Annotated in this window: 22 protein-coding genes, 1 tRNA gene and 1 riboswitch; of the genes, 12 read left to right on the top strand and 11 right to left on the bottom strand. The window is 56.1% G+C overall.

Annotated elements, in window-relative coordinates; genetic code table 11:
- Positions 1–111 precede the first annotated feature (111 nt).
- The 3 genes from cobD to ACVDG4_RS02695 are packed head-to-tail and all read left to right on the top strand — an operon-like array spanning position 112 to position 2,723.
- Positions 112–1,113 carry a threonine-phosphate decarboxylase CobD gene (gene cobD / locus ACVDG4_RS02705; protein ID WP_306148667.1) on the top strand — a complete coding sequence of 334 codons (1,002 nt, stop codon included), beginning with the start codon at positions 112–114 and terminating at the stop codon, positions 1,111–1,113.
- Between the two features lie 9 nt (positions 1,114–1,122).
- Positions 1,123–2,100: an adenosylcobinamide-phosphate synthase CbiB gene (gene cbiB, locus ACVDG4_RS02700; protein ID WP_447233935.1), complete on the top strand. Its 978-nt coding sequence runs from the start codon at positions 1,123–1,125 to the stop codon at positions 2,098–2,100.
- Positions 2,101–2,111: 11 nt separating this feature from the next.
- Positions 2,112–2,723, top strand: a complete 612-nt coding sequence (locus ACVDG4_RS02695; protein ID WP_447233934.1) for a DUF938 domain-containing protein — start codon at positions 2,112–2,114, stop codon at positions 2,721–2,723.
- A 72-nt stretch (positions 2,724–2,795) separates the two neighbouring features.
- Here the strand turns inward: ACVDG4_RS02695 and ACVDG4_RS02690 are convergent, their stop codons facing one another.
- The 8 genes from ACVDG4_RS02690 to cobU all read right to left on the bottom strand — a co-directional run bounded on the left by ACVDG4_RS02690 (position 2,796) and on the right by cobU (position 11,757).
- Complete coding sequence (locus tag ACVDG4_RS02690) at positions 2,796–3,272, bottom strand: hypothetical protein (protein WP_447233933.1); 477 nt, start codon at positions 3,270–3,272, stop codon at positions 2,796–2,798.
- A gap of 30 nt (positions 3,273–3,302) precedes the next feature.
- Positions 3,303–4,790 carry a cobyric acid synthase gene (locus ACVDG4_RS02685; protein WP_447233932.1) on the bottom strand — a complete coding sequence of 496 codons (1,488 nt, stop codon included), beginning with the start codon at positions 4,788–4,790 and terminating at the stop codon, positions 3,303–3,305.
- Positions 4,787–5,095, bottom strand: coding sequence for a YrhK family protein (locus ACVDG4_RS02680; RefSeq protein WP_447233931.1), 309 nt, complete (start codon positions 5,093–5,095; stop codon positions 4,787–4,789). The genes ACVDG4_RS02685 and ACVDG4_RS02680 overlap by 4 nt, the downstream gene beginning before the upstream one ends.
- 1 nt (position 5,096) lies before the next feature.
- A complete protein-coding gene (locus ACVDG4_RS02675; protein ID WP_447233930.1) occupies positions 5,097–5,564 on the bottom strand; it encodes a GNAT family N-acetyltransferase in 468 nt (155 codons plus the stop codon).
- 9 nt (positions 5,565–5,573) lie between these two features.
- Entirely contained in the window at positions 5,574–6,212 is a 639-nt protein-coding gene (gene cobO / locus ACVDG4_RS02670; RefSeq protein WP_447233929.1) for a cob(I)yrinic acid a,c-diamide adenosyltransferase, read from the bottom strand.
- 14 nt (positions 6,213–6,226) lie between these two features.
- On the bottom strand, positions 6,227–9,967 hold the full coding sequence (gene cobN / locus ACVDG4_RS02665) for a cobaltochelatase subunit CobN (protein WP_447233928.1): 3,741 nt from the start codon (positions 9,965–9,967) through the stop codon (positions 6,227–6,229).
- Between the two features lie 132 nt (positions 9,968–10,099).
- On the bottom strand, positions 10,100–11,209 hold the full coding sequence (cobW, locus tag ACVDG4_RS02660; protein ID WP_447233927.1) for a cobalamin biosynthesis protein CobW: 1,110 nt from the start codon (positions 11,207–11,209) through the stop codon (positions 10,100–10,102).
- Positions 11,206–11,757 (bottom strand): bifunctional adenosylcobinamide kinase/adenosylcobinamide-phosphate guanylyltransferase, encoded by a 552-nt coding sequence (cobU, locus tag ACVDG4_RS02655; protein WP_306148658.1) that lies wholly within the window; start codon positions 11,755–11,757, stop codon positions 11,206–11,208. The genes cobW and cobU overlap by 4 nt, the downstream gene beginning before the upstream one ends.
- Before the next feature lie 34 nt (positions 11,758–11,791).
- Positions 11,792–12,023, bottom strand: a riboswitch (cobalamin riboswitch).
- Positions 12,024–12,352: 329 nt separating this feature from the next.
- Between cobU and ACVDG4_RS02650 the strand changes: the two genes are divergently transcribed.
- Positions 12,353–12,428 (top strand) — tRNA-Asn (locus ACVDG4_RS02650).
- A 148-nt stretch (positions 12,429–12,576) separates the two neighbouring features.
- Here ACVDG4_RS02650 and ACVDG4_RS02645 read toward each other — a convergent pair.
- Positions 12,577–13,344, bottom strand: coding sequence for a transporter substrate-binding domain-containing protein (locus ACVDG4_RS02645; RefSeq protein ID WP_447233926.1), 768 nt, complete (start codon positions 13,342–13,344; stop codon positions 12,577–12,579).
- A 601-nt stretch (positions 13,345–13,945) separates the two neighbouring features.
- On the opposite strand from ACVDG4_RS02645, the gene ACVDG4_RS02640 reads away from it, so the two are divergent.
- From ACVDG4_RS02640 to ACVDG4_RS02625, 4 genes are all read left to right on the top strand, one after another.
- A complete protein-coding gene (locus tag ACVDG4_RS02640; RefSeq protein WP_447233925.1) occupies positions 13,946–14,542 on the top strand; it encodes a hypothetical protein in 597 nt (198 codons plus the stop codon).
- A 301-nt stretch (positions 14,543–14,843) separates the two neighbouring features.
- Positions 14,844–16,142, top strand: coding sequence for an NAD(P)/FAD-dependent oxidoreductase (locus ACVDG4_RS02635; protein WP_447233924.1), 1,299 nt, complete (start codon positions 14,844–14,846; stop codon positions 16,140–16,142).
- Positions 16,139–17,017: a DUF1365 domain-containing protein gene (locus tag ACVDG4_RS02630; RefSeq protein WP_447233923.1), complete on the top strand. Its 879-nt coding sequence runs from the start codon at positions 16,139–16,141 to the stop codon at positions 17,015–17,017. Before ACVDG4_RS02635 ends, ACVDG4_RS02630 begins: the two co-directional genes overlap by 4 nt.
- Positions 17,014–18,243 carry a class I SAM-dependent methyltransferase gene (locus ACVDG4_RS02625; protein WP_428525284.1) on the top strand — a complete coding sequence of 410 codons (1,230 nt, stop codon included), beginning with the start codon at positions 17,014–17,016 and terminating at the stop codon, positions 18,241–18,243. The genes ACVDG4_RS02630 and ACVDG4_RS02625 overlap by 4 nt, the downstream gene beginning before the upstream one ends.
- A gap of 114 nt (positions 18,244–18,357) precedes the next feature.
- Here ACVDG4_RS02625 and ACVDG4_RS02620 read toward each other — a convergent pair whose 3' ends face one another.
- Both ACVDG4_RS02620 and ACVDG4_RS02615 read right to left on the bottom strand, forming a co-directional pair.
- On the bottom strand, positions 18,358–19,155 hold the full coding sequence (locus tag ACVDG4_RS02620) for an SDR family NAD(P)-dependent oxidoreductase (protein ID WP_447235075.1): 798 nt from the start codon (positions 19,153–19,155) through the stop codon (positions 18,358–18,360).
- 61 nt (positions 19,156–19,216) lie between these two features.
- Positions 19,217–19,867, bottom strand: coding sequence for a ChrR family anti-sigma-E factor (locus ACVDG4_RS02615; protein ID WP_306148653.1), 651 nt, complete (start codon positions 19,865–19,867; stop codon positions 19,217–19,219).
- Positions 19,868–20,181: 314 nt separating this feature from the next.
- Here ACVDG4_RS02615 and ACVDG4_RS02610 point away from each other — a divergent pair, with 314 nt between their 5' ends.
- From ACVDG4_RS02610 to ACVDG4_RS02595, 4 genes are all read left to right on the top strand, one after another.
- A complete protein-coding gene (locus ACVDG4_RS02610; protein WP_447233922.1) occupies positions 20,182–21,216 on the top strand; it encodes a cysteine synthase A in 1,035 nt (344 codons plus the stop codon).
- Between the two features lie 34 nt (positions 21,217–21,250).
- Positions 21,251–22,765 (top strand): cardiolipin synthase, encoded by a 1,515-nt coding sequence (gene cls, locus ACVDG4_RS02605; protein WP_447233921.1) that lies wholly within the window; start codon positions 21,251–21,253, stop codon positions 22,763–22,765.
- Between the two features lie 120 nt (positions 22,766–22,885).
- Positions 22,886–23,446, top strand: coding sequence for a GNAT family N-acetyltransferase (locus ACVDG4_RS02600; RefSeq protein ID WP_447233920.1), 561 nt, complete (start codon positions 22,886–22,888; stop codon positions 23,444–23,446).
- Between the two features lie 91 nt (positions 23,447–23,537).
- Entirely contained in the window at positions 23,538–24,185 is a 648-nt protein-coding gene (locus ACVDG4_RS02595) for a LysE family translocator (RefSeq protein WP_447233919.1), read from the top strand.
- Positions 24,186–24,267 lie beyond the last annotated feature (82 nt).

Here is a 24,267-nt window from a genome sequence, read left to right as displayed (position 1 = left end):
TTTCTACCGCAACCTAGGTCGCGATCCGCCTGTACTTTTATCATTGATATCCGCTAGATAGCAGCCTTGGACAACCATGCGGCTTGCGCACTAAACAGGACTGACCGGGTCATGAAGCACGGCGGAGATTTGAGCGAAGCAATCGAGCGCTTTGGCGGGACACCTGACCAGTGGCTCGATTTGTCGACCGGCATCAATCCGCATGCCTATCCAGTCCCGGACCGATTTTCAGAGAAGGCCTGGGCGTCCCTGCCCGCACAATCAGCCCAGGATCAGCTTATCGGCGCCGCACGCCAGGCCTATACAGTGCCGGATCATCTTGGACTTGCCGCCGGACCCGGCACCCAGCTGCTCTTGTCAGTGTTGCCGCAGCTCCTACCCCAGGGCCCTGTTGCGCTCGCAGCCCCGACTTACACCAGCCATGCAGACGTCTGGACACGGGACGGCCGCAAACCGGTCGAGCTGTCCAGCATTTACGCCCTACCGGCCGATGCGAAAATCGTTCTGCTCGTCAATCCGAACAATCCCGACGGCCAGCTTGTTGATGTCAAAAGCCTTCTGGAGATCGCCCGGACGTTGACGGAGCGCGGCGGGTACCTCGTGGTGGATGAAGCTTTTGCCGATGTCATGCCCGGTTCCAGCCTTCTGCCGCACATTACTGATGAAAACATCTTGATCCTGCGTTCCTTCGGCAAGTTCTTTGGTCTGGCCGGGCTGCGCCTCGGTTTCTTGGCGGGGCCGAAGCCGATGATCGCAAAGGTCTCCGCCCTTCTAGAAAGCTGGTGCCTCAGCGGCCCGGCGCTCGAGCTCGGCGCCACTGCGCTGAAAGACCAAGCCTGGCAGAAATCGATGAGCCGCCAACTGGCCGACGAAATGGCCGATCTCACACTGGCGCTGCAACAGAACATGCTCAGCGTCTTTGGCGGCACCCCGCTTTATGCGCTCGCCGGGACGAGATCTGCCGCCAAGCTGCATGACGCGCTCGCCAAACAGCGGATCTGGACCCGGATCTTCGACTATGCACCAACCTGGATCCGCTTTGGCCTGCCGGGTGGCGCTGAAAACCTGGCCCGCCTGACCGACGCGCTTGCAGCGGCTCAAAAAGATCTCTAACCAGCACTCATGCTGCTTTATGAAAACGCGCTTTGGCTGCTTCTCGCCGCTCTGATTCTCGACGGGATAATAGGCGATCCGGACTGGCTCTGGCGCCGTCTACCCCATCCTGTAGTCTGGATTGGCAAGGTTATTTCAGCGCTTGATAAAACGCTGAACCGCAAAGACTGGCGCGCTCAGACCCGCCGGTTCACCGGGATCGTGACCTTGCTGATCTTATTGGCCAGCAGTCTGGCGTTGGGCTTCATCATTCAGGAATTCGCAGCGAAGCTCCCTTTCGGTGAACTCCTGATCGTTGTTATCGCGGCGGTTTTGATCGCTCAAAAAAGCCTTTATGAGCACGTTGCTGCGGTCAGAGACGGCTTGCAAAACAACGGTCCTGCCGGTGGCCGGCAGGCCGTCGCCATGATTGTCGGCCGGGACCCGAACACCTTGGATGAGGCGGGCGTCTCCCGCGCTGCGATCGAATCCTGCGCCGAGAATTTCTCCGACGGTATTGTCGCGCCGGTTTTCTGGTTTGCCGTTCTGGGGTTGCCAGGCCTGATCGCCTACAAAGCGGTGAACACCGCAGACAGCATGATCGGCCACAAGAACGAGACCTATTCTGATTTCGGCTGGGCATCGGCACGGTTCGATGACTTGATCAATCTTCCTGCCTCCCGTTTGTCGGGTGTGTTCCTGGCGCTTGCCGCGCCAGTTGCCGGCGGATCCGTCCGAAAGAGTATTTCGATCATGGTTCAGGATGCGAAACAGCACCGCTCCCCCAATGCTGGCTGGCCGGAAGCTGCGATGGCCGGGGCGCTTGGTTTGGCGTTGGCCGGCCCAAGGACCTATCCTGGATACACGGTCGATGATCCTTATATGAACGCAGACGGGCGCCGCGACGCAACGGCTGATGACATCTCACGCGGCCTCAAGGTTCTTGTCGGCGCGTATGGTATCGAAGCCGCGCTTGTTCTGTTTCTGGCTGTCCTTTTCCTGAATTGAGAGACAAACCCATGCTCCCTTTTTCTGCTGCCGCTGAACGCAACAAGGACGTCATTCTGGAGACTTTGCGGCCAATACTGGCGAACCGGACAAGGGTTCTGGAGATCGGCAGCGGCAACGGCCAACACGCAGTTCACGTGACGAACGCCATACCGCACATCACCTGGCAATGCAGTGATTTGCCGGACAACGTTCCGGGCATCACGGAACGGCTGAATCAGGACGGCAATGACCGGACACCGGCCCCAATCGCCCTCGACGTCGCTACGCCGCCATGGCGCTTGCCAGCCCCCGGCGGACCGGAGGCCTTTGACGCAATCTTCACCGCCAACACACTGCACATCATGTCATTTGAACATGTGGAGCAGTTTTTCGCCCGCGCCGGGGAAGTGCTGAGCACAAAGAACGGCGCTCTTTGCGTCTATGGACCGCTCAAGTACGGCGGCGAATTCACAACCGAAAGCAATGCCGCCTTTGATGTCCAGCTGAAAAGTTGGAACCCGGTGAGCGGTATCCGCGATTTCGAAGCGCTCGACGCACTTGCGCAAAAAGCAGGTCTGAAATTCACCGCTGATCATGCCATGCCGGCGAACAATCAGATGGTGCTCTGGGAACGGGGCTGAGGACGATATCTAGTACCCGACTGCCCGATTTGCTCGCAGCGCTTCATATCGTTCGGAAAGCAGCGCGGTCACTCAAAACCGCCTTAATCTCAGGATGAAGTTAGACATTTGGCGTGCGCCAACGATCAGGAACACACCAATTCCCAACGTGAACAATCCGTTGCCAATTTCCGGGATAGCCAGAACAGCCGAAGCCGGTTGAGAGGCCGTAAAAGACTTGAACAAGACGGCGTTGAACAAGGATTGCAGACCGCGAACTGTGAAGTAGAGACCAATAACAACCATCCCGATCTGCAGCATATTTTCAGATGGGATGCGATCCTGTTCTGCCTGCGGATCAGGTGTTTTCAAACCGCGTAGAACAAGTTGCGGAAAGAAGAACAGCAGACCAGCTATGAGCAGACCACCGCCGACAGCGCCAAAGGACACAATTTTAAGGGCTGGATCGGAATTTGCGGCGAAGTAAGCAAAACTCAACAAAGTGCTCAAATTGCTAACCAGAAGAAAAATGGCGAACAGCCGGACTAGAACGGCCCCAATGTATTCCATAAGAACTCCCTAAAAAAACGATCGCTGGGCCTATCGGTTATTTGCAATTGCCAAAATCGCTTCGGTGTCCAGTACACCCTCCAAATGCTTCGCCAGATCATCAAGCACGGCATCAATCTGGTGCTCGTAGGCAAAGTCCGACACGGCCCCGAAGCCTTTCAGATAAGCTTTCCGAAAATCATCATCGGTGAAAAGCCCATGCAAATAGGTCCCGGCAATACGGCCATCTGATGACTGCGCCCCGTCCAGTTTCGGCGATCCGCCCACATCACGGATGTGGAGGTATGGCCGGGCGCAATCAGGCCCGGATGTGCGGCCGATATGGATCTCGTATCCTTTGACACTGGCACCTGATGCCAGATGCTTGCCGTCAGCCTCGACAAGCGATTTATCCCGCGTCAGCACCGTTTCGACATCAAGAAGCCCAAGTCCTTCGACAGTTCCGGCCGTTCCCTCGATGCCATCGGGGTCGGAGATGATTTTGCCGAGCATCTGATAACCGCCGCAAATCCCGAGAACATGGCCGCCCCGGCGCACGTGAGCCGCCAGATCAATGTCCCAACCTTGTTTACGGAAGAACGCCAAATCGCCAATGGTTGATTTGGTTCCGGGCAGAAGGACCAGATCCGCATCTCCCGGCAAGGGCGTTCCGGGCTGGATAAGCTCAAGCGAAACATCCGGCTCCATCCGCAGCGGGTCGAGATCATCGAAATTCGCAATCCGGGAAATCACCGGAACGACGATCTTGATCCCGCCCCTGCCCGCGCCGCTTGTAAGATCGAGCGCGTCTTCTGCCGGCAGTTTGTTGGCGTCTGCAAACCACGGCACCACGCCAAGGCCTTGCCAGCCGGTGCGTTGGGCAATCTCGCGCATGCCGTCATCAAAGAGGCTCGGGTCTCCGCGAAACCGGTTGATAAAAAACGCCTTGATGCGATCCTGCTCGGACGGCTCCAGCACGGCATGGGTCCCGACCACCGAAGCAATCACACCGCCCCGGTCAATGTCAGCACAAAGAACGACAGGCAGGTCTGCTGCCTCCGCAAACCCCATATTGGCAATGTCGCCCGCCCGAAGGTTGATTTCGGCAGGGCTGCCCGCGCCCTCCACGATGACCAAATCGGCGTCTGATTGAAGTTTTGAGAAGCTTTCCAGAACCTTCGGCAAAAGCTCTGCTTTCTGCTTGCCATATTCGCGGGCGCGCATCGTGCCAAAGCGCTTACCCTGAACGATGATCTGCGCGCCGGTATCCGTTTCCGGCTTCAGGAGAACCGGATTCATATGCACGGTCAAAGGCACGCGGCAGCCCATCGCCTGCAGGGCCTGAGCCCGGCCGATCTCACCGCCGTCGGACGTGACAGCGGCGTTGTTGGACATGTTTTGCGGCTTGAACGGGCGGACCGCCATGCCGCGATTGGCAAAGAGGCGGCACAACCCGGCAACAATCAGGCTTTTGCCGACATTGGACCCGGTTCCCTGGATCATCAGAGCCGGTGTGCGGCGTCCGGTGCTGTGTGTCATCGGCTCACCGTCTCATCAACCGGCGGTGCGCCATATGGCCGGAATTCTTTTGGCACCGGGAGGTTGGCCAGTTTGAGTTCCAGAAGAAGCCGGATGGTCGGCCGGACACCAAAAAGGATCGAGCCGATCAGGAACAGCCAGGTTCCGGCAAAAAGAAGGCTCTCGTAGAAAAAGAAAATACTGCCGATCACGAACAAGAGAGCTGCGAGAAATTCCACGATCGTCCGGTAGAGTTCGTACTTGCGGACGATCTCCGCATGGTCCGGGGACGCGCTGCGAAGGCTATGATCAAACAGCTTGCTCATTTCAAAGGCCCTTTTTGAAACACCGGAAGGTCATGTCCAACTGGGTTTTTGTCTCTCCGGTTTCAGCATAACCAAGGGATTTATAAAAGCGCTCTGCCGTGAGCGTGCTGGAGAGATGAGCCTCATCCAGACCGCGGTCGCGAAAGGTATCTTCAAGCGCCCGCATCAAGGTCTTGCTCACCCCGGTCAAACGGGTATCCGGGAGCACGTACATCAAGGGGATGTACCCATTGGGTGTTCCCATCGCGAACCCGAGAATGCGCTTGTCCTGATCCTGGACAACAAACGCTGCCCCCGGACCATCGATCCAGCTTTCTACATTCGGCGCGGTTTTGTTTTTCAGCCAGGCTTTATAGCGATCAGGATTGTCGCCATGGTCAAGCCCGCAGAGCTCAATAATGGACGCGCGCAGCAGCAGCGCGATCTCGTGAGAATCCGCGCTGCTGGCGCGTGCAACTGTGTAAGGCATCGTTCGGACTTAGAACTCAATGCCTTCTTGCGGCTTCACGCCGGACCGGAACGGATGCTTGACCTGCGTCATGTCCGTGACAAGGTCGGCCACATCCAGCAACTCGTCCTTGGCGTTCCGTCCGGTGATGATCACATGAACGTCTTCCGGTTTTTCATTCTTCAGGAAGTCAACGACCTCGTTGATGTCGAGATAGTCGTAGCGCAACACGATGTTGAGTTCATCACACAGGATCAGCCGGAAATCTCCGGAGCGGATCATGTCCTTGGCAGCGTCCCAGGCCTGTTGAGCCGCGTCGATGTCCCGCTGGCGGTCCTGGGTTTCCCAAGTGAACCCCTCGCCCATCCGCTTGATGGTCACCAGATCGTCGAACCGTTCCAGCGCCATGCGTTCGCCTGTTTCGATCCGGCCTTTCACGAACTGGACAACGCCCACCTTGTGACCATGACCGAGCGAGCGGAACACCATGCCGAACCCGGCCGTCGACTTCCCCTTGCCCTTGCCGGTGTGAACGATCACAAGGCCCTTTTCGATGGTCTTGGTGGCCATGATCTTGTCGCGCGCGGCCTTTTTCTTGCGCATCTTTTCCGCATGGCGCGCGTTGAGTTCGTCTTCCGTAAGCTCGGATTTATCCGTATCGGCGGTCATGGTGTGTCTCCCGATTATTGTATTTTGTTCAAATCATTCAGTGCAGCATGGGTCGAATTCCGGCGCGGTGTCCAGAGGCCGCGATCCAGCGCCTCCTGAAACCGTGCCAGCATTTCCTGGTAGCCTGCCGGATTCGCGTCTTGAAGAAAATCGCGCACGACTTCATCGTCCAGATAGGCTTCATAGAGCTGATCAAAATGATGATCGCCAACAGCCCGGGTCGTTGCGGCAAACGCAAACAGATAGTCGAGCGTTGCCACCATCTCGAACGCGCCCTTGTAGCCGTGACGCATCACGCCCTTGATCCATTTCGGATTGGCGGCCCGGCCGCGCACGACACGGCCGATTTCCTCTGACAAGGAACGCACAACAGGGCGTTCGGGGCGCGAATGGTCGTTGTGATAGATCTTTGGCGCGTCGCCTTTCAGGTGCTCCACCGTTGCCGCAAGACCGCCTTCGAACTGATAATAATCATCGCTGTCGAGAAGGTCGTGCTCGCGGTTGTCTTGATTGTGCAGAACCGCATCCACGGACGCCAACCGGCCCTCCAGCTCACCGCGGGCCTGATCACCCGACGCACCGCCGCCATAGGCATAGCCGCCCCAGGTCAGGAACGCTTCGGCAAAATCACCGCGCTCATCCCAGATACCTTCATCGATCAGCGCTTGTAGGCCGGCTCCATAGGCTCCGGGCTTTGAACCAAACACCCGGAACCCGGCCCGGCGCTGGGCTTCATCTGGCGACAGGCCAGCAGCAGCCAACTCGGCGGCTTCCTGTTTCATGCGCGCGGCAATGGGATTGGCATCTTCTGGTTCTTCCAGTTGTCCGACGGCCCGCACGGCGCTGTCAAAAAGGTCCATCTGATGCGGGAAAGCATCGCGGAAAAAGCCGGACACGCGCAAGGTCACGTCGATCCGCGGGCGTCCGAGTTCCGACAGTTTCAGGATTTCAAAGCCTGTTACACGGCCAGAGGCAGTTTCCCAGACCGGTTTGGCGCCAATCAGCGCCAGCGCTTGCGCGATATCATCGCCGCCCGTGCGCATGTTGGCCGTGCCCCAGCAGGTCAAAACCAACGATGCCGGCCACTCGCCTTCTTCCTGAAAATACCGCTCGGCCACCAGCGAGGCCGATTGCTGGCCGAGACGCCAGGCGGTTTCTGTCGGAACGGCCCGCACGTCGACGGAATAGAAGTTCTTACCCGTCGGCAAGACATCCGGCCGGCCACGAGATGGTGCACCGGAAGGCCCCGGTTTCACGAAACCGCCATTCAGCGCGGTTAGGACAGCGTCCAGTTCGGACTTTCCGGAACCGGTAACTGAAGGACGGATCCGTTCTTCGATTTCGGCGAGCACCGCCTGCACCGCAGGCCACCCTGAAGGCGAGACTATATCGCCTGCGATAATTTGCTGCGCGAGTAATTCAAGCCGTTCAACCGTATCGCCATTTGAGCGCCATGGCGCATCAGAGACACTTGCCAGAACGTCCGGCTTTGGTCCGGTCCAAGGTGCCGCAAAATCACAATTGAGCGGGTCAAATGCGGAAAAGTCCAAGTCCTCTGAAAGCGCTCGCTGCAAGCTGTTTTGCCGTGCCTCACCGCCACGCGGGACCCGCACCAGCGCAGACAGAAGATCGGTTAAGAGGCCGCCTTCCGGGCTCTCGCCCAGGATATGTAGGCCGTCGCGAATCTGAAGTTCTTTCAGATCACACAAATGCGCATCAAGCCGGGCAAGACGGGTGTCTTCATCCATCTCGTCGGTGATGCCAATGTCCTTGTCGAGGCCGTGCCGGCTAGCCGCATCCAGGATGTCCCGGGTCAACGCCTTAAGACGCCGAGGATCGACACCGCTTGCGAGGTAGTACTCATCAAGTAGCGTCTCCAGCTCCTCGGCAACGCCGTGGCTTTCCGCCCGAGTGAGCGGCGGGGTCAAGTGATCAACAATGACAGCGGATGTCCGCCGCTTGGCCTGTGCCCCCTCACCCGGATCATTGACGATAAACGGGTAGATGTTCGGCATCGGGCCAAGTACGGCTTCCGGGAAACAGCCTTCAGACAGGGCCAGCGCCTTGCCGGGCAGCCATTCGAGATTTCCGTGCTTGCCGAGATGGATCACCGCATCGGCGCCAAACTCCCGGCGCAACCAGATATAGAACGCGAAATAATGGTGCGGCGGCACCAGATCCGGATCGTGGTACGTCTCCTTGGGATCAATGTTGTAGCCACGCGCAGGCTGAATGCCCACGATCTGATTGCCGAACCGGTGCAGCGCCAAACGGAACGTGCCGTCAATCACATGCGGATCGACTTGCGGCTTGCCCCATCGATCCTCAACGGCTGTGCGGACCGCCTCCGGCAGTTTGGCAAATTCGGCGGTGTAAGCAGTAAGTGACAGCCGCTCATAGCTCGCCTTCTCCTGCCTCTGCGTAAGGGCGTTCGTAACACCGGATGTCAGAACGCCCATCAGGTCCGCCGACGTTTCCGGGGCGTTGCCGACATCATATCCGGCCTTCTTCATGGTTTTGAGCACGGACACGCAAGAGGCTGGCGTATCAAGGCCGACTCCATTGGCAAGACGGCCATCTTTGTTTGGGTAGTTCGCCAGGATCAACGCGGTCTTCTTGTCTTTTGCCGCAACCCGGCCAAGACGGGCCCAGTTGGCTGCCAGGTCAGCCACGAACCGCATGCGATTCGGCACGGGGGTGAATTTCACGGGCGTCGATTGCGTCACCGCGTCAAATACACCTTCCTCCTTGAAAGACACGGCCCGGGTCAACAACCGCCCGTCGATTTCCGGCAACACCACGTGCATTGCAAGATCGCGGATCGACAGACCTTGGTCACTCTCCTCCCAGCCCTCTTTGGACGAAGACGAGAACACCACCTGAAGGACAGGTTTGCCGCATTTGTCGAGCGGCGTCGGCTGGTGGTCGATCCCGGCTTTTGAAACCGCAAAAGCAGTCCCGTTCAAAACGACATCCGGTTTTGCCTCTTCAAACAATGCGTCCAGAACAGCGATGGATTCCGCTTCCTTGAGGCTGGAGACGAAGACCGGCAGCGCATTGACACCGGCCTCTGCAAGTGCGGATACCAAAGCATCAACAGGCGCGGTCTGGGATCCTTGCACCAGAGCCCGGTAAAAGGTGATCGCAGCGACGGGAGCCTTCGGGTCTGCCCAGGTTGATCTCAACGTTTCCAGACCCGGCGCGGTATGACCGGGCAGATAAATACCTGCCCTTGGTAGAGGAACCGCATGCGCAGGCTCTTCAGTAAGCTCGATCAGATGACCGGCAAACCGCAATGCGTTGGCGTAGTTCTCAGGACCGCCTTCAACGAAGTAGCGCCACATCTGACGCACCTCATCCGTGCCGCGCGTCGAATGGCTTGTGAGAGCGTCATCCCATTTGTCGTCCCCAGGTATGACGACAAGATCGATGCCGCTGGCGCGCGCCTCTTCAACAAACCGCTCCAACCCGTAGCGCCAGTATTCGACACCGCCGAGGACACGCAAGATCACAATCCGGGATCCGCGAACCGTCTGCTCCGCATAAAGATCAACCGAATACGGATGCGATAATGCCATCAGGTTCGCAAGACGCAGGCTTGGCGTATCCGCCCCTAAGCCAGACTGTGCCGATGCCAGACTTCCAAGCTCGGTATCGGCCGCGGACAAAAAGAGGATATCGGCAGGCTGCTGGCCGAGGTCGACAGCATCCCCCCCGTCATCGATCCGACGCGTCTGGCTTGCGAGAATGTGCATCTGGATGGTTTCTCGTTCTTATGTCATCCCGTGGCAGGACCATATGACCCGCCGCTGCTTTTCAAAGAGAAAAGGCTTTCAATGAACTGCCGGACAACGCCCGGCAGTTCCGGCATTTGAGGTCGCCTGAAATCACTCAGCAGCTTCCGCAAGACCCGATAACGCGCCGCGCACCGCGCCCAAATCGAAGCCTTTGAGCCCGATCACCACCAGCTTGCCGGCGCTCTCCGCACCTGATGCAAACCAGGTCTCTACCCTCGGGCCCACCGCCTGCACCATGGCCGGCGAGGCCTTGCCATCCACCTGAACGGCCCCTTTGATCCGAAGAACACCTTTCAATGCCATGGCCTGAAGCACCTGCGCCTCAGCTTCCTTCAGCGAAGCAAAGATCGGCGCCTCGATCACATGGCTTTCAAAGTCATCGTGGTGATGATGGTCATGATGGTGGTCGTGATGATGATCATCGTGATCATGGTGGTGGTCATCATCATGGTGGTGATGGTGATGCTCATGGCGGGAGGCCATGTCATCCTCGGCAGCTGAGCCGCGCCCGAGCAGAACCTCGATCGGCAAAGTGCCTTTCTCGGAAGCAACGATATGCACTGCCGGGCGGACCTCAGCTGCGATCTTTTCCTGAACGCCCGCAAGAATATCGCCCGCGACCAAATCGGCCTTATTCAGCACCACAAGATCCGCGCAGCGAAGCTGATCATGGAAAAGTTCCTCAACCGGGCTCTCATGATCCAGCGCTTCATCCGCAGCGCGCTGGGCTTCCAGCGCCTCCTCATCCAGAGCGATCCGCCCTTCGGCAAGCGCGGCTGCATCCAGGACCGTAACGACGCCATCCACAGTGACTTTTGGTTTCACCGATGGCCACGAAAAGGCCCGGACCAGCGGCTGCGGCAAGGCGAGACCGGATGTTTCGATGACGATATGCTCCGGCAGGTTCTCGCGCGCGAGCAGCATTTCCATGGTCGGCAGAAAGTCATCGGCAACCGTGCAGCAAATACAGCCGTTGGTCAGCTCCACAACTTCTTCTGCCGAACAGCTCGGGTCCGCACAGCCGTTCACCAGCGATCCGTCAAATCCCATATCGCCAAATTCGTTGACGATGAGCGCAATCCGCTTGCCGCCGGCATTCTGCAAAAGGTTGCGGATCAGGGTCGTTTTTCCCGCGCCAAGAAAACCGGTCACGATGGTTGCCGGGATTTTTTGACCCGGCTTAAGCGTTGAAGAAGTCACAATCCGATCTCCGGTTGATGCGAGGGTTTGAGAAGAAGCGGCTGTCCAGCAGCGACAAACACGACCTGATGGCACACCGATGCGATATCCTGGTTCAAACGGCCTTGCGCGTCCCGGAACGACCGCGACAAGCGGTTCTCCGGCACGATCCCCATGCCGACTTCGTTGGAGACAAACACACACGGCCCGGCTAGCCCCCTGGTGGCTTCAATCAAGCGCGCCGTTTCCGCAGCTATGTCCTTGTCGGAAAACATCAGGTTGGACAGCCAAAGGGTCAGGCAGTCAACGAGGAGTACCCGGTGCGCGGCATTTTCGCGGCTCAGCACACCTGCGAGATCCAGCTGCTCTTCAATGGTAATCCAGGAGGGCCCGCGTTGATCCTTGTGACTGGCAATACGGTCCGCCATCTCGTCATCGAAAGCGGCACCTGTTGCGACATACACCCTTTCCAGGCTGCTTCGAGCTGCAAGCCTTTCTGCAAAGGTGCTTTTTCCGGACCGGGCCCCGCCGAAAACGAGGGTAGACCGGCCATGGTCAGACTGCGTCACATGTGCCTCCCAGCCGTCCGCCCGACAGCCTTGCGGTTAAACTTTGTCGACGGCCGGTCTCCTGGCTCGCGGTTCCTTATGACCAGCACCCCTTCCCGGTCACCTTGAGAACGATGCTCAAAGATCTCCAGTGGGTCATGTGCCAGCACTCGCCGCTCACAGTTGCGGGGGCAGCTCCGGATCAATCCTCTCTGAGGACTTACCGAATTCCCGTTTCATCCGGGCTGGATCACTCCAGCACCAGAACCGTCTGTTTCCTTCCTAGCTGGAACCGCCAGCCCGCACAAGCCGGAGTGTTTAAGGCGGCAAGTCTTCTTGTCCATATGTTTGACCGCAAATTGCCATGGCCGGTTGGAAAACGCAGCGTTTTGAGTTCCGTCTTGGCGGCAATGCGGAAATACGACCGGTGAAGCGCACCTGTTAAAAACCGATAGACACAACTAGGCGTCTGAAAAATTTATAGTTTTCCACATACCTGACGAAAAAATAACGATGGAATGAAAAAAACGCATTTCAGGGCTTGGCAAATGGATAAGGGCTGCGTTATACGCATCTCCATCGACGGGGGCGGTCAAGCACTGCCCCGGCACGGTGATCCCTGATAGCTCAGTTGGTAGAGCAAGCGACTGTTAATCGCTGGGTCGTAGGTTCGAGTCCTACTCAGGGAGCCACTCTTTTTCCTAAAAAACATGCAATCGGTCAGATCTACGGACAATCGGTCATCAGGCACGTCCGCGATTGAGTCTTGAGCGTTCGAAAACGCAAAAATCAAGGACTGACGGAAACAGCCAGCCCCGCCCTGTTATGGACTGCCGTCGATCAGTCCAGGTTCACTTTGTACTGAGCTTTCAATTCCGCGACCTTGTCAGCGTTTTCGGACATCCAAGAATTAAAGTCCGCAATCAACTCCGGCTTTGTTGTCGTGCTGGCATAATAGTAGTCGCGGGTATGCTTGAGGTCCGGATCGAACGAGAGCGCATTCGGCTGCCCCATTTCCCCCAGTTGGTGCTGAATGACCGCAACGTTGGCATAAGCAGCATCGATACGGCTGTTTATGGCTTGTTTGATCAGACCATCCAGGGATTTCACTTCCGACAACTCAACGGCCCCGGAGGAGGTCAGATCGATCCAGGACCACGGCGTAAAGCCGCGCACGGTACCCAGTTTCTTGACCGACCCCATTCCTTTACCGACATTGCCCGGCGTCACAGAGACCCCATCGATGTATTCGACCACCTTGTCTGAGTAGACCACCGGCTTGCCATCCTTCAAATCCGCGGACCAATAGGCATTGTCCGGGTATTTGATATCGACTGTTCCTTCGACCAGGTTTTCCATCAAGCGCTTGATCGGATACGCCTCATATTTCAGCGTGTGTCCGTTATCCGACGCCCATGCATCCAGCAGCGCCCGTCCAAAACCACCATACTCCCCGCCTTCCATGGTGTAATGCGGGTAGTAGGTTAGATCTTCAACGCCAACAATTACAGTATCTGCCAACGCAACAGATGAAAGTGAAACACTCCCGACCAAAACAGCATGAATTGGTAGTAGTTTTACGAATGACTTAAGATTTGCGTATTTCATGTTCCCTTACCTTTCTTGGCAAATTATCTGGAACTTGGTCTCACAACGTAATTGAGAACCCAATGAATTACGCATTTGTTAATTCATATTTGGAAACAACTTTAAATTCTTTCTCGTAATTTTTGATAATCACTCCAGAAAGACAAAAAAATTGGATAGGACGACACACCTTAATCTTCCGCAAAGGCAAGAGTGACCAATGCTCATATTCATCTAACTCAGAAAGAAGCCTGCCGGTTTTTTGCTCAAAGACAGGCCTTTTTTCGTTGCCAATCTGCAACAGACTCGACAGACCGCAGATTTTATCCGCAATACTTACAATGAAGACAACATCACGTCAGCGTGATTTTTCTTGCGCTGAGGCGATTAAGACACACTTATTAACGGAAAGTAGCCAGAAACAAGCAGTTTTGTGATGTTTATTACACCCATTCACCAGATTGTGGTGCGATAATGGCAAAATAGTGGCTGCGCATATAGGGGCGCTTTCACGCTAAAAGACGAAAAACAAAAGGAATTTGGTCAAGAAGTCCAAAACGGACCAGGATCACAAAGCCCCAAAGCGCGGTAAATTGAGTTGTATTAGCCTTGGGAGGCGATCATGCAACGGAATACCAAAGCAGGAGCGTTTGCGCTTGGCCTCATCCTCGCGTTTGCGGGAAGCGCGGCAGCCAGTCCTTTGCCGCAAGAAACGATTACTCTGCCAGAAGACAGCCTTGAGGTAACAGTCGCCTCTGCGAGCCTGGATCAAAAAGATCCGCTTGAGAGCGAACTGACCATATGGGTCGGAGAAGTGAACTTGAACGGCCGCGACGTCGTTTGGGTCGAGCTGATCGATTCCTATGGTGAAGTGATTTACGATTCCGAAGTCAGCACCAACGAAACCCATCTGTTGCCGGATGGACGCGCGGTCGTGGTCAATGCGCTAGATCCGCAGACTATGGTTGCGGAGAAGGATGAATCCCGTCTCGTGACCGAAGGCGCACTTGTTGTGACCCGGCGGGTCATCAACGATGGTGGCAACGCTGCGGCGGTTGAATTGATCGAAACATCGGACGAGCCCGCTCGTAAGGGCACGATGCTCGAAATCGCCGACTTCGGCCAGACAGTTTGGGAACGCGTTGTTGCTTTCTTCAACGCAGCCACAAGTCAGGTAAAGGTCGCATGGACCTGGCTGGTCGACACGCTTCAAGCCTGATCGCCATAGTCCCCGCGAACAGGTTGATGCGGTCCGCTCGTCAGAGCGGGCCGCGCCCCCTTGGCCACGCAAGAGTGACCCGAACCTACACTCTTTGAAAAACTCCGCCGCGAACAGCGACGGGTTGTCTCTTCATTTTCAACACACCTTTGCCTCGAATTGAATTTTCATAGGAAATTCATTGCCCTGCGTGATCCGCACTTTAAACTCCCCCGTAGACGGTCTTGAATAGCAACTGACCAACCGACTGGGCTTCCCCACGCTGGGATTTAGGCGGCCCTGCCAAGCCAAAGGATTTAACATGCGGATTGCCGTCATCGGCTCGGGTATTTCCGGAAACAGTGCTGCATGGGCACTTAACAGCCACCACGATGTTGTTCTTTACGAGAAAAGAGACCGTCCGGGTGGCCACAGCGCAACGGCCGATATCGACTACAACGGCACCCCGATGAGCGTCGACACAGGTTTCATTGTCTATAACGAACTCAACTACCCGAACTTCACAGCCCTACTCGACCATTTGGGTGTTGCAACCGAGATCAGCGACATGAGTTTCTCGCTGTCAGCGGACCGGGGCAAACTGGAATGGTGTGGCGACGGGCTCAACGCCGTGTTCGCGCAGCGCAAGAACATTGTCTCGCCGCGATTCTTGAAAATGCTTCGGGACATCTTCCGCTTTAACAAACAAGCCGTCGCGGACTTGAACTCAGGTCGGCTTGCGGGCCAAACCCTTGGTGGCTATCTGGAGGCGGAGCGCTACTCCAGCGGTTTCATCAACGATTATCTGCTTGCCATGGGGGCTGCCATCTGGTCGACCCCGATTAACGAGATGCGCGCCTACCCGGCCGAGAGCTTCGTGGCGTTCTTCGACAATCACCGTCTCCTGTCCTTCGACCGTCAGCTGTGGCGGACGGTCTCCGGTGGCAGCCGCAACTACGTGAAGAAACTCACTGAGCCGTTTGCCAACAAGATGCGTCTTGGCAGCCCGGTTGCGGAAATCCTCAGAACAGATGGAAAAGTCGTTGTTCGCGACGAGACGGGTCATACCGATACATTCGATCACGTCATCATGGCCAGCCATACGGATCAAAGCCTTGCCATGCTCGGCGATCCAAGCGCGGAAGAGCGGGAGATATTGAGCGCGATCCGGTACCGCCCGAACGAGGTGTATCTGCACCGGGACGAAAGCCTGATGCCCAAGAAGAAAAAGGTTTGGGCATCCTGGAACTACATGTCGGACCGAGAAGCGGGTGAAACACGTGATGTGACGGTGTCCTATTGGATGAACCGGCTGCAGAACCTTGACCGCTCCAAGCCGGTCTTTGTCACACTCAATCCATTCCAGCCACCGAGCGAAGACAAGACTTTCGCCAAATATATTTATGACCACCCGCAATTTGATGCCAAAGCCCTGGCGGCCAAGCAGCAGCTCAGCAAGATCCAGGGTGTGAACAACACCTGGTATTGCGGGGCATGGAACGGTCATGGCTTCCACGAGGACGGATTGGCATCCGGTCTTAACGTAGCCAAGGCACTGGGAGCTGTCCTGCCGTGGGAGCGTGAGCGTCAAGAGCCTGTGATGCTGGAAGCCGCTGAATGACACCCGCACCTGCCACAAACAGGATGTCGGATAATGGCCCCGCGCCGGAAGCTGCGGCAGCGCTTTACAATGGCGCTGTCATGCACCAGCGCATGAAACCAAAACAGCACCGGTTCTCTTATGACGTTTTCAATCTTCTGATCGATATCGATCGGTTGAAAGAAGCTTCAAGATTGAGTTGGATGTTGTCGGTCAACCGGTTCAACCTTCTCTCGTTTCATGAAAAAGATCATGGCCCGCGAGACGGAAGCTCGTTGAGACAACACATCGACAGCTTGCTGGAGAAAGAGGGTTTGGAGCGGGCCCACCGGGTAGTGCTGCTCGCCTATCCCCGGCTTTTGGGGTATGGGTTCAATCCGCTCAGCATCTATTATGCTTATGATAAGAACGATCGGCTGACCGCACTCGTCTATGAGGTCCGCAACACCTTCGGCGGTCTACATACCTATGTCGGGCCGGTGCGTGACGGGCAGATCAGCGATGCCGGTGTTCGTCAGGATCAGCGTAAAGAGTTTTACGTGTCGCCGTTTATCAGCATGCAGCAGCATTATCACTTTCGAATGCTGCCGCCGGGCAATGCGGTGCGGGTCCGGATCCTGGAGACGGACGACACAGGTCCATTGTTGTCAGCAACCTTTTCCGGCACGCAGGAACCCTTGACCACATGGTCTTTGATGCGCGCTTTTGCGCGGGTTCCGCTTTTGACCTTCAAGGTGATGGCCGCCATTCATTGGCAAGCCTTTAAAATCTGGCGCAAGCGTGTACCATTTCATCCGCGGCCTGCGAATGATGGTAGGGACGACAGCGCGGGCCGGAGCACAGCTTCGGAACTTTGGCAAGAAACAACAAACAACATTTCAAGGGGTTCGGCATGAATGGGCCTATTGTGTTGTCCGAGGACAATCTCCGCACGCAACTCAAAGGAACGCCGCGGCTTGCGCGCATGGCGGCAAACCTGGCAATCAAGATCCGCTATGGAACGCTCGACATCACTTTCCCGGACGGGCGCATGTTCCGGATCAATGGAACGGAACCTGGGCCAGATGGCGTTCTGAAAATCCATAACTGGAAATTTTTCACTATGGCCGTCAAGGGCGGCGATGTTGGTGTCGGTGAAGCCTTCATGGCTGGCTATTGGTCATCTCCGGATGTCACGACATTCCTGGAGATTTTCGCGCTCAATCAGGCGTCCACTTTGGAGGCCTTGCGTGGTCGCCCGCTGACCCGTCTGTTGTTGTCGCTACGTCATTGGCTTAACGCGAATACAAAGCGCGGCTCCAAGCGCAACATCTCGGCTCACTACGATCTGGGAAATGCGTTCTATCAGGAGTGGCTCGACCCGTCGATGACCTACTCCTCTGCAATCTTCAGCAATGAAACCAATAGCCTGGAACAAGCGCAAGCTGAGAAGTACGCGTCGCTGGTCCGGCAAACCGGGATCGAACCTGGACACTCCGTTCTGGAAATCGGCTGCGGTTGGGGCGGCTTTGCTGAGCACGTCGCCAAAACAGTCGGGGCGAACGTCCGAGGCCTGACAATCTCTCGCGAGCAGTACGATTACGCCAGAGAACGGATCTTCAAGGCCGGCCTTAATGAGAAAGTCGAAATCGTCTTCCAAGACTACCGCGACGAAAAAGGTGTTTATGATCGGATTGCCTCGATCGAAATGTTCGAGGCTGTCGGCGAAAAATACTGGCCGACCTACTTTGAGAAGGTGTCGGACTGTCTGAAGCCGGGCGGCAAGGCGGGTCTCCAGATCATCACGATCCAGGACCAGATGTTCGAGGACTACCGGTCAGGCACTGACTTTATTCAGCGATATATTTTCCCAGGTGGCATGCTTCCGCCTCCCGGAAAACTTTCAGAAATCGGCAAGTCCCTTGGCCTTGATCTGAAAGATCAAAAAATATTCGGGCAGGATTACGCGCGGACGCTTTTGGAATGGCGGCAACGTTTCCGCACCGCCTGGCCGCAAATCCGTCCGATGGGTTTTGACGAACGGTTCAAACGGCTGTGGGAGTTCTATCTGCACTACTGCGAAGCCGGTTTCCGCGCAGGCAACATCGACGTCAGACAGCTGGTCTATGAAAAGGCAACCTGACACGGTCTGTTGAGCCTACTAAAAAGCCAAACGAGCGGTGCAGCATGGAGCTGCACCGCTCATTTGCATTTACAGGCAGTTGGCAAAGGGGCTTACCGATCGATGTCCGGCGGTTTACGCCTTTCCCTTCTGATCCCATCCGGTCGTTTTGCGGACCAGTTTGTAATAGAGATTAAACGGTAAGAACTCGATCGCTTTCAACTGACGAACAAACGCCTTTGGAAACGAGATCTCAAAGTGCTTCCGATCCTGAAGTCCGTCGATGATCCCCCTGACAGCCTCTTGAGGTGAAATCAGGTGCGGCATCGGGAACGGATTTGATTTGGTGGCGGGTGTGTCGACAAATCCGGGGCTGATGACTTGCAGACGAATTCCGGCTCGCTCGAGATCAAACCGCAGGCTTTCCGCGAAATTGAACAGCGCGGCTTTGCTGGCGCCATAGGCAGCAGAGGTTGGAAGACCGCGATAACCTGCGACTGATGACACAATGGCGATCTGCCCCTGCCCCGCCGCCTTCATCACATTGATGGCCGGCAGAACGACGTTCACCGTGCCCATCAGGTTCACGTCGAACGTTTTCCGGTAGGCTTCCGCGTCGCCGTCGAGGCCATCTTGAGGCAGATAGATCCCGGCGTTTGCAACGACCAACGCAAGCCCGTATTCGGCCGCGATAGACGCGCAGTACGCCTCCATAAGTGCGGTATCGCTGACATCGCCGGCATAAACCTGAATGGAACCGGAAAAATCGGATGCGGCGTCCTTAAGCTCCGTCAAAGCATCTTCAGATCGTGCTGTGACGGCTACCGTCCAGCCGGTTCGCGCCATCTCCAACGCCAGTTCCCGGCCGATGCCAGAACTTGCGCCTGTAATCCAAACAGCCCCGTCGGACGGGGCTGCTACGTAACTCACTATGGACAATGGTGTCTCCTCAAGTCTCTGCTATCTGTACGCAAAGACAGGAGAAATGGTTTGCTTATCCGCGCATGAAAGGTGCAAACCAGCGGCCGACCGGCCCGGTCAGTTCCAGACGCCCAGCAGTCACTGCAAAGCAAATGCAATCATCGCCATCATCTGCAATCGGGCGATGATCAACATCGTCATCAGCGAAAGCAACATCGCCAGTCACATAGTGACCGTCGGTGTCCTTGAAGCCGCCCTGGAGAACAAGGGTGAGTTCAGTCCCGTGGTGTGTATGTGACGGCATTGCGCGCCCTGCGCGGACCCAGATGAGGCTGGCATCGCAGCCATCAATCTCGCCGAGTTTGCATTCTTTCACGCCAGGAAGAAGTGTTTTCCAGGCAACGTTGTCCATCGACGGGCCGATAATCGAACGGAGCGATTCGGGAACACGGCTATCACTCTCGCACGTGCGCCTGGGGGCTAGGTCCCGGATTGGCTCTTCACTCTCAAAAATCGCGGCCAAGGCAGAATCGCGATCCGCAAATTCAACAGGATCACTATCAGCGATCCCCGTGCTGGCAAGAGTCTCAAGAGAATGGACATAGCCCCGGTTCTGGCCGCTCAATTCCAAGTGAGCACCAATCAGAGCTTGAGCCGGATACGTAAGTGTTCCGGCTGCGTATCCAGCCAACAACTCATCCATTCCGGTCACGTGCTTTTCCATCTCGTATCTCATGCTTACCTTTTGCTTCCAGAGTACAGTTCGCCTACGGCTTGATTCAGCATCTGGATCATTTGCAAAACTAAATAAGCCGAATTTTCCTCGGGATCTAGGGGATCTGAAGAACAACTCAGCCAGTACTTTTAATGAAAACGCTTACAGCGCCAAAAATATCGATTTTAATATGTAGCAATCCGCAGTTAAAGACTTACATTGCTTGCTTGATAAGACCTATCGGTGCCATTAGCGTCGGCGCTGAACGCGTGATGAAATCTATGGAACAGCGCTCCGCTGTCCACTCTGTCGGGATCAATTGAATGTCTGTGTCCGCATCTGTCGTCGATGCCATCGGCAATACGCCGCTTATCCGCCTTAAGGGCCTGTCCGAAGAAACCGGTTGTGAGATTTTCGGCAAGGCCGAGTTCATGAACCCGGGACAATCCGTCAAGGACCGCCCGGCCCGTCAGATGATCCTGGAAGCCGAAGCGCGCGGCGATCTGAAGCCCGGCGGTGTCATCGTTGAAGGGACAGCGGGGAACACCGGCATCGGCCTTGCGCTGGTTGCAAGTGCACGCGGATATCGGACCGTTATCGTTATCCCGGAAACTCAGACCCAGGAAAAGAAGGATATGCTGCGCATGTGCGGCGCAGAGCTTCTCGAAGTTCCGGCAAAACCCTTCAAAGATCCGAACAATTACCAACATGTGGCGCGCCGCCTTGCTGAAGAATTGGCCAAGACCGAACCGAATGGTGTCCTCTTTGCCGATCAATGGAACAATCTGGACAATCGCAAAGCCCACTATCTGACAACGGGTCCGGAAATCCTTGCTCAGACAGACGGAAAGATTGACGGATTTATTTGTGCCGTCGGCTCCGGCGGAACGCTTGCCGGCGTTTCAACGTATCTGCGCGAGCAAAAGCCGGGCATTACCATCGGATGCGCCGACCCGCTGGGCGCGGGCATGTACCACCTCTTTAAAGATGGCGAAGCAAAGGCCACCGACGGCGGTTCAATTGCAGAAGGCATTGGACTTGGCCGTTCAACGGTGATTGTCGGCGATATCAAGGTCGATCATCCATATTCAATCCCTGATGAAGAAGCGCTGCCGCTTGTCTTTGATCTTGCCGAAAACGAAGGACTGCTGCTCGGCGGCTCGTCTGCGATCAATCTTGCTGGCGCACGGCGCTTGGCAAAGGAAATGGGTCCGGGCCACACGATCGTGACCATCCTCTGTGACCATGGCACCCGCAGCCAGTCAAAACTCTATAATCCAGAGTTCCTGCGGGCCAAGAACTTGCCGGTGCCCGGTTGGCTTGAGCGGACAGTCGACCTGAAACCGCCCTTCGCATAACTTCCAATGAGGAGGAGACCGAGCCAGTCCAATCATGTCGACCCATGATCCTGCACTTCAAACCGGCATTGCCGATACAAGGCGCGTGATCCAGGATGCTGCCACGGACATAACCGTCGTTGATATGGTGGCAAACAACCTGGGTCTGGTCGCAGGTGCGCTTGCGGTTGTTTACATCACAGCGATTATTTGTGCGGTTCGCGAGATTATGTACTCGCGCACCTCACAAGGTTCGGTTGCTTGGCTCCTGTCTCTGTTTTTCATCCCATATGTCACTGTCCCGCTGTATTTTGTGTTCGGCTGGCGGTCCTTTTCCGACTACGCGAAAATTCAAATTACACTTGGCCGCAGCGAACGAGCGCGCCGGGCCGATGAACTTGGTCTCACAGACCACGACGAAACGCGGGATTGGCCCGTGCTTTCCCGTGTTGCCGGCGTGCCGTTTCTTGCAGGCAACACTTCCGAACTCCTGATCGACGGCGACGCAACCTTCACAGCGATCAAGGACGGGATCGCCCGAGCCGAAAGCGTTATCTTCTTTCAGTTCTTTGCAATACACGATGATGCCCTTGGCCGGGAAATGGCCGATGCGCTGATCGCGCGGGCCAAGGACGGAGTGGAGATTTACTTCCTCTATGATGATGTCGGGAGCCACTCGCTCTCTAATAAATACATCGAACGCCTAACGGACGCGGGTATCAAGGTTTGCGGATTCAACGAAAACCACAAATTCCTGCGTGTTTTAGGGCCAATGCGCCTCAACTATCGAAACCACAGAAAACTGGTGGTGATCGATTACCGCGAAGCATTTGTCGGCGGCCACAACGTTGCGGATCAATATGTCGGGCGAAGCAAACGGTTTGGCCGTTGGCGCGATACCCATGTGAGGATCGAAGGACCGGCTGCGGTCGCCTGCGCCTTGTCATTTGTGGAAGACTGGCTCTGGGCGAGCGGCAATCACATCGATCTGCCGCAGGTGAGCGAAATTCCCATGCCGGGCGATGAGTCTGTGCTGGTGATGCCAACGGGGCCAGCTGACAAACTGGAAGAATGCGCGATTGCGTTTGTTGAAGCCGCGGCGCAAGCAAAACACAGACTTTGGATCACAACACCATATCTGGTGCCGTCTTTGGATGTGCAAACGGCACTTGCCGCAGCCGCTATGCGCGGGGTCGATGTCCGCATTCTCCTACCGGAAAAACGCGACCACTGGACAGTCTGGCTCGCCAGCCATGCCTATGAGGATACGCTCGTCCAGAGAGGCGTTAAGATCTACCGGTACACGGATGGCTTCCTCCATCAGAAGGTGACCTTGCTTGACGATGATCTGGTGTCCATCGGCACGGTGAATTTCGACAACAGGTCCTTCCAGATCAACTTTGAACTCACGCTCTGGTTTACCCATGAACGGCTGATTTCGAAGGTGGAGAAGATGCTTGAAGACGATTTCGCGCATTCCCGCCTCACCTGGCCGGATGCGTTCCAGTCGCGCAGTTACATTTTCCAGGTTTTCGCTCAAGGCGCCCGGCTGCTGTCTCCGATTCTCTAAAGGCAAGCGCGCAGCACCAAAACCATATGACCCTGTTTATGCCGCATTGCAGCACTAACCTCTGATTCCAGGGAGGACACTTTCATCGCCGGAAAACCGGCAGACACAGAGGGTCCTTACATGAACGACAACTTAGCTGTTTCTCATCCCGGCATCAGACGACTTTGGCAGTCTGACCTCGACAGGCTCACCGAACATTTTCAAAGACTTGACAGCGACACCCGGCGGCTGAGGTTTGCCGGAAGGGTCAGTGACGGTTTTGTCGATCAATATGCCGAATCCATTCTTTCAGCCGGCGCAATAGGGTATGGCGCTTTTCCTGATCACGAGTTGCGTGGAATGGCGGAACTGCGCGAACTGCAAAACAGTTGGCCGCGCGCAGCCGAACTTGCGCTTGTCGTCGAGCGGGACTGGCAAGAAAAGGGTATCGGTAAAGCCCTGTTCAATCGGATGATCGGCGCTGCCCAAACCAGACAGATCAAGACCATCCATATGCTGTGCCTTCTTGAAAACACACGCATGAGGAACCTTGCGAAACTGCATGATGCGAACCTTGCGATCGACAGCGGGATCATGGAGGCCACTTTGTTCGTCGCCCGCCCCTCACCAATCGCATTTCTGGAAAAGCTTTATGGCGACCCTTGCAAGATTCTGAGAGCGACAATTCGCGTGGGCGTCTAGGCCGCGCGGACCACTCTCACCAAATATGCTTTGACACCGACAGAGTGATAAGGTGTTGTGCGGTCATCTAACGCCTACGCTTTGGTGTCCAATGCCCGACTTTCTACCCTCTTTATCGGTTCTCGCAGCCTTTACGGCCGCGGCTCTTGTCCTGACAATCACACCAGGGCCGGACATGACCCTGTTCATGAGCAAAACGCTCACCCTGGGACGCAAAGCCGGGATCGCGGCGGTCCTTGGGGCTACGACCGGGTTGATCATCCACACGATCCTCGCAGCTATTGGCATTTCTGCGCTTCTTGCAGCCTCTGCGACAGCATTTACAGTGCTGAAGTTTGTCGGCGCGGCGTATCTGATTTGGCTTGCTATACAGGCTCTCAGAAAAGGCACTTCCCTCACCCTTGAGGCCGCAGAAAGCAAAACCCAGCCGTTCCGCCGGGTCTGGCTGCAGGGGCTTGGGGTGAACATTCTCAATCCGAAAATAGTCCTGTTTTTCGTGACCTTCCTTCCGCAATTCGTGTCGGCAAGCGACCCGCATGCAACTGCAAAACTTCTGTTTTTCGGTGGCTATTTCGTTCTGCTCGGGATGCCGATTTGTGTGCTGATGGTCTTAGGCGCGGGCGCGTTCTCACGCTTCCTCAAGTCGTCGCCAGCGTTCATGCGCGCGTTCGACTGGCTGTTCGCCGGGATCATGGGAACCTTCGCGCTGAAGCTGCTGGTCGCAAAGGCAAACGCCTGAACGGTTTCGCGCGACTTTTCACTCCAAAACCGGATTGACCCATTTCTCCGGCTGTGCACTCTTGGGCAAAATCAGTTTTCTT

The organism is Roseibium sp. MB-4 (genome assembly GCF_053005265.1).
This window is presented reverse-complemented; position numbering and strand designations above follow the sequence as displayed.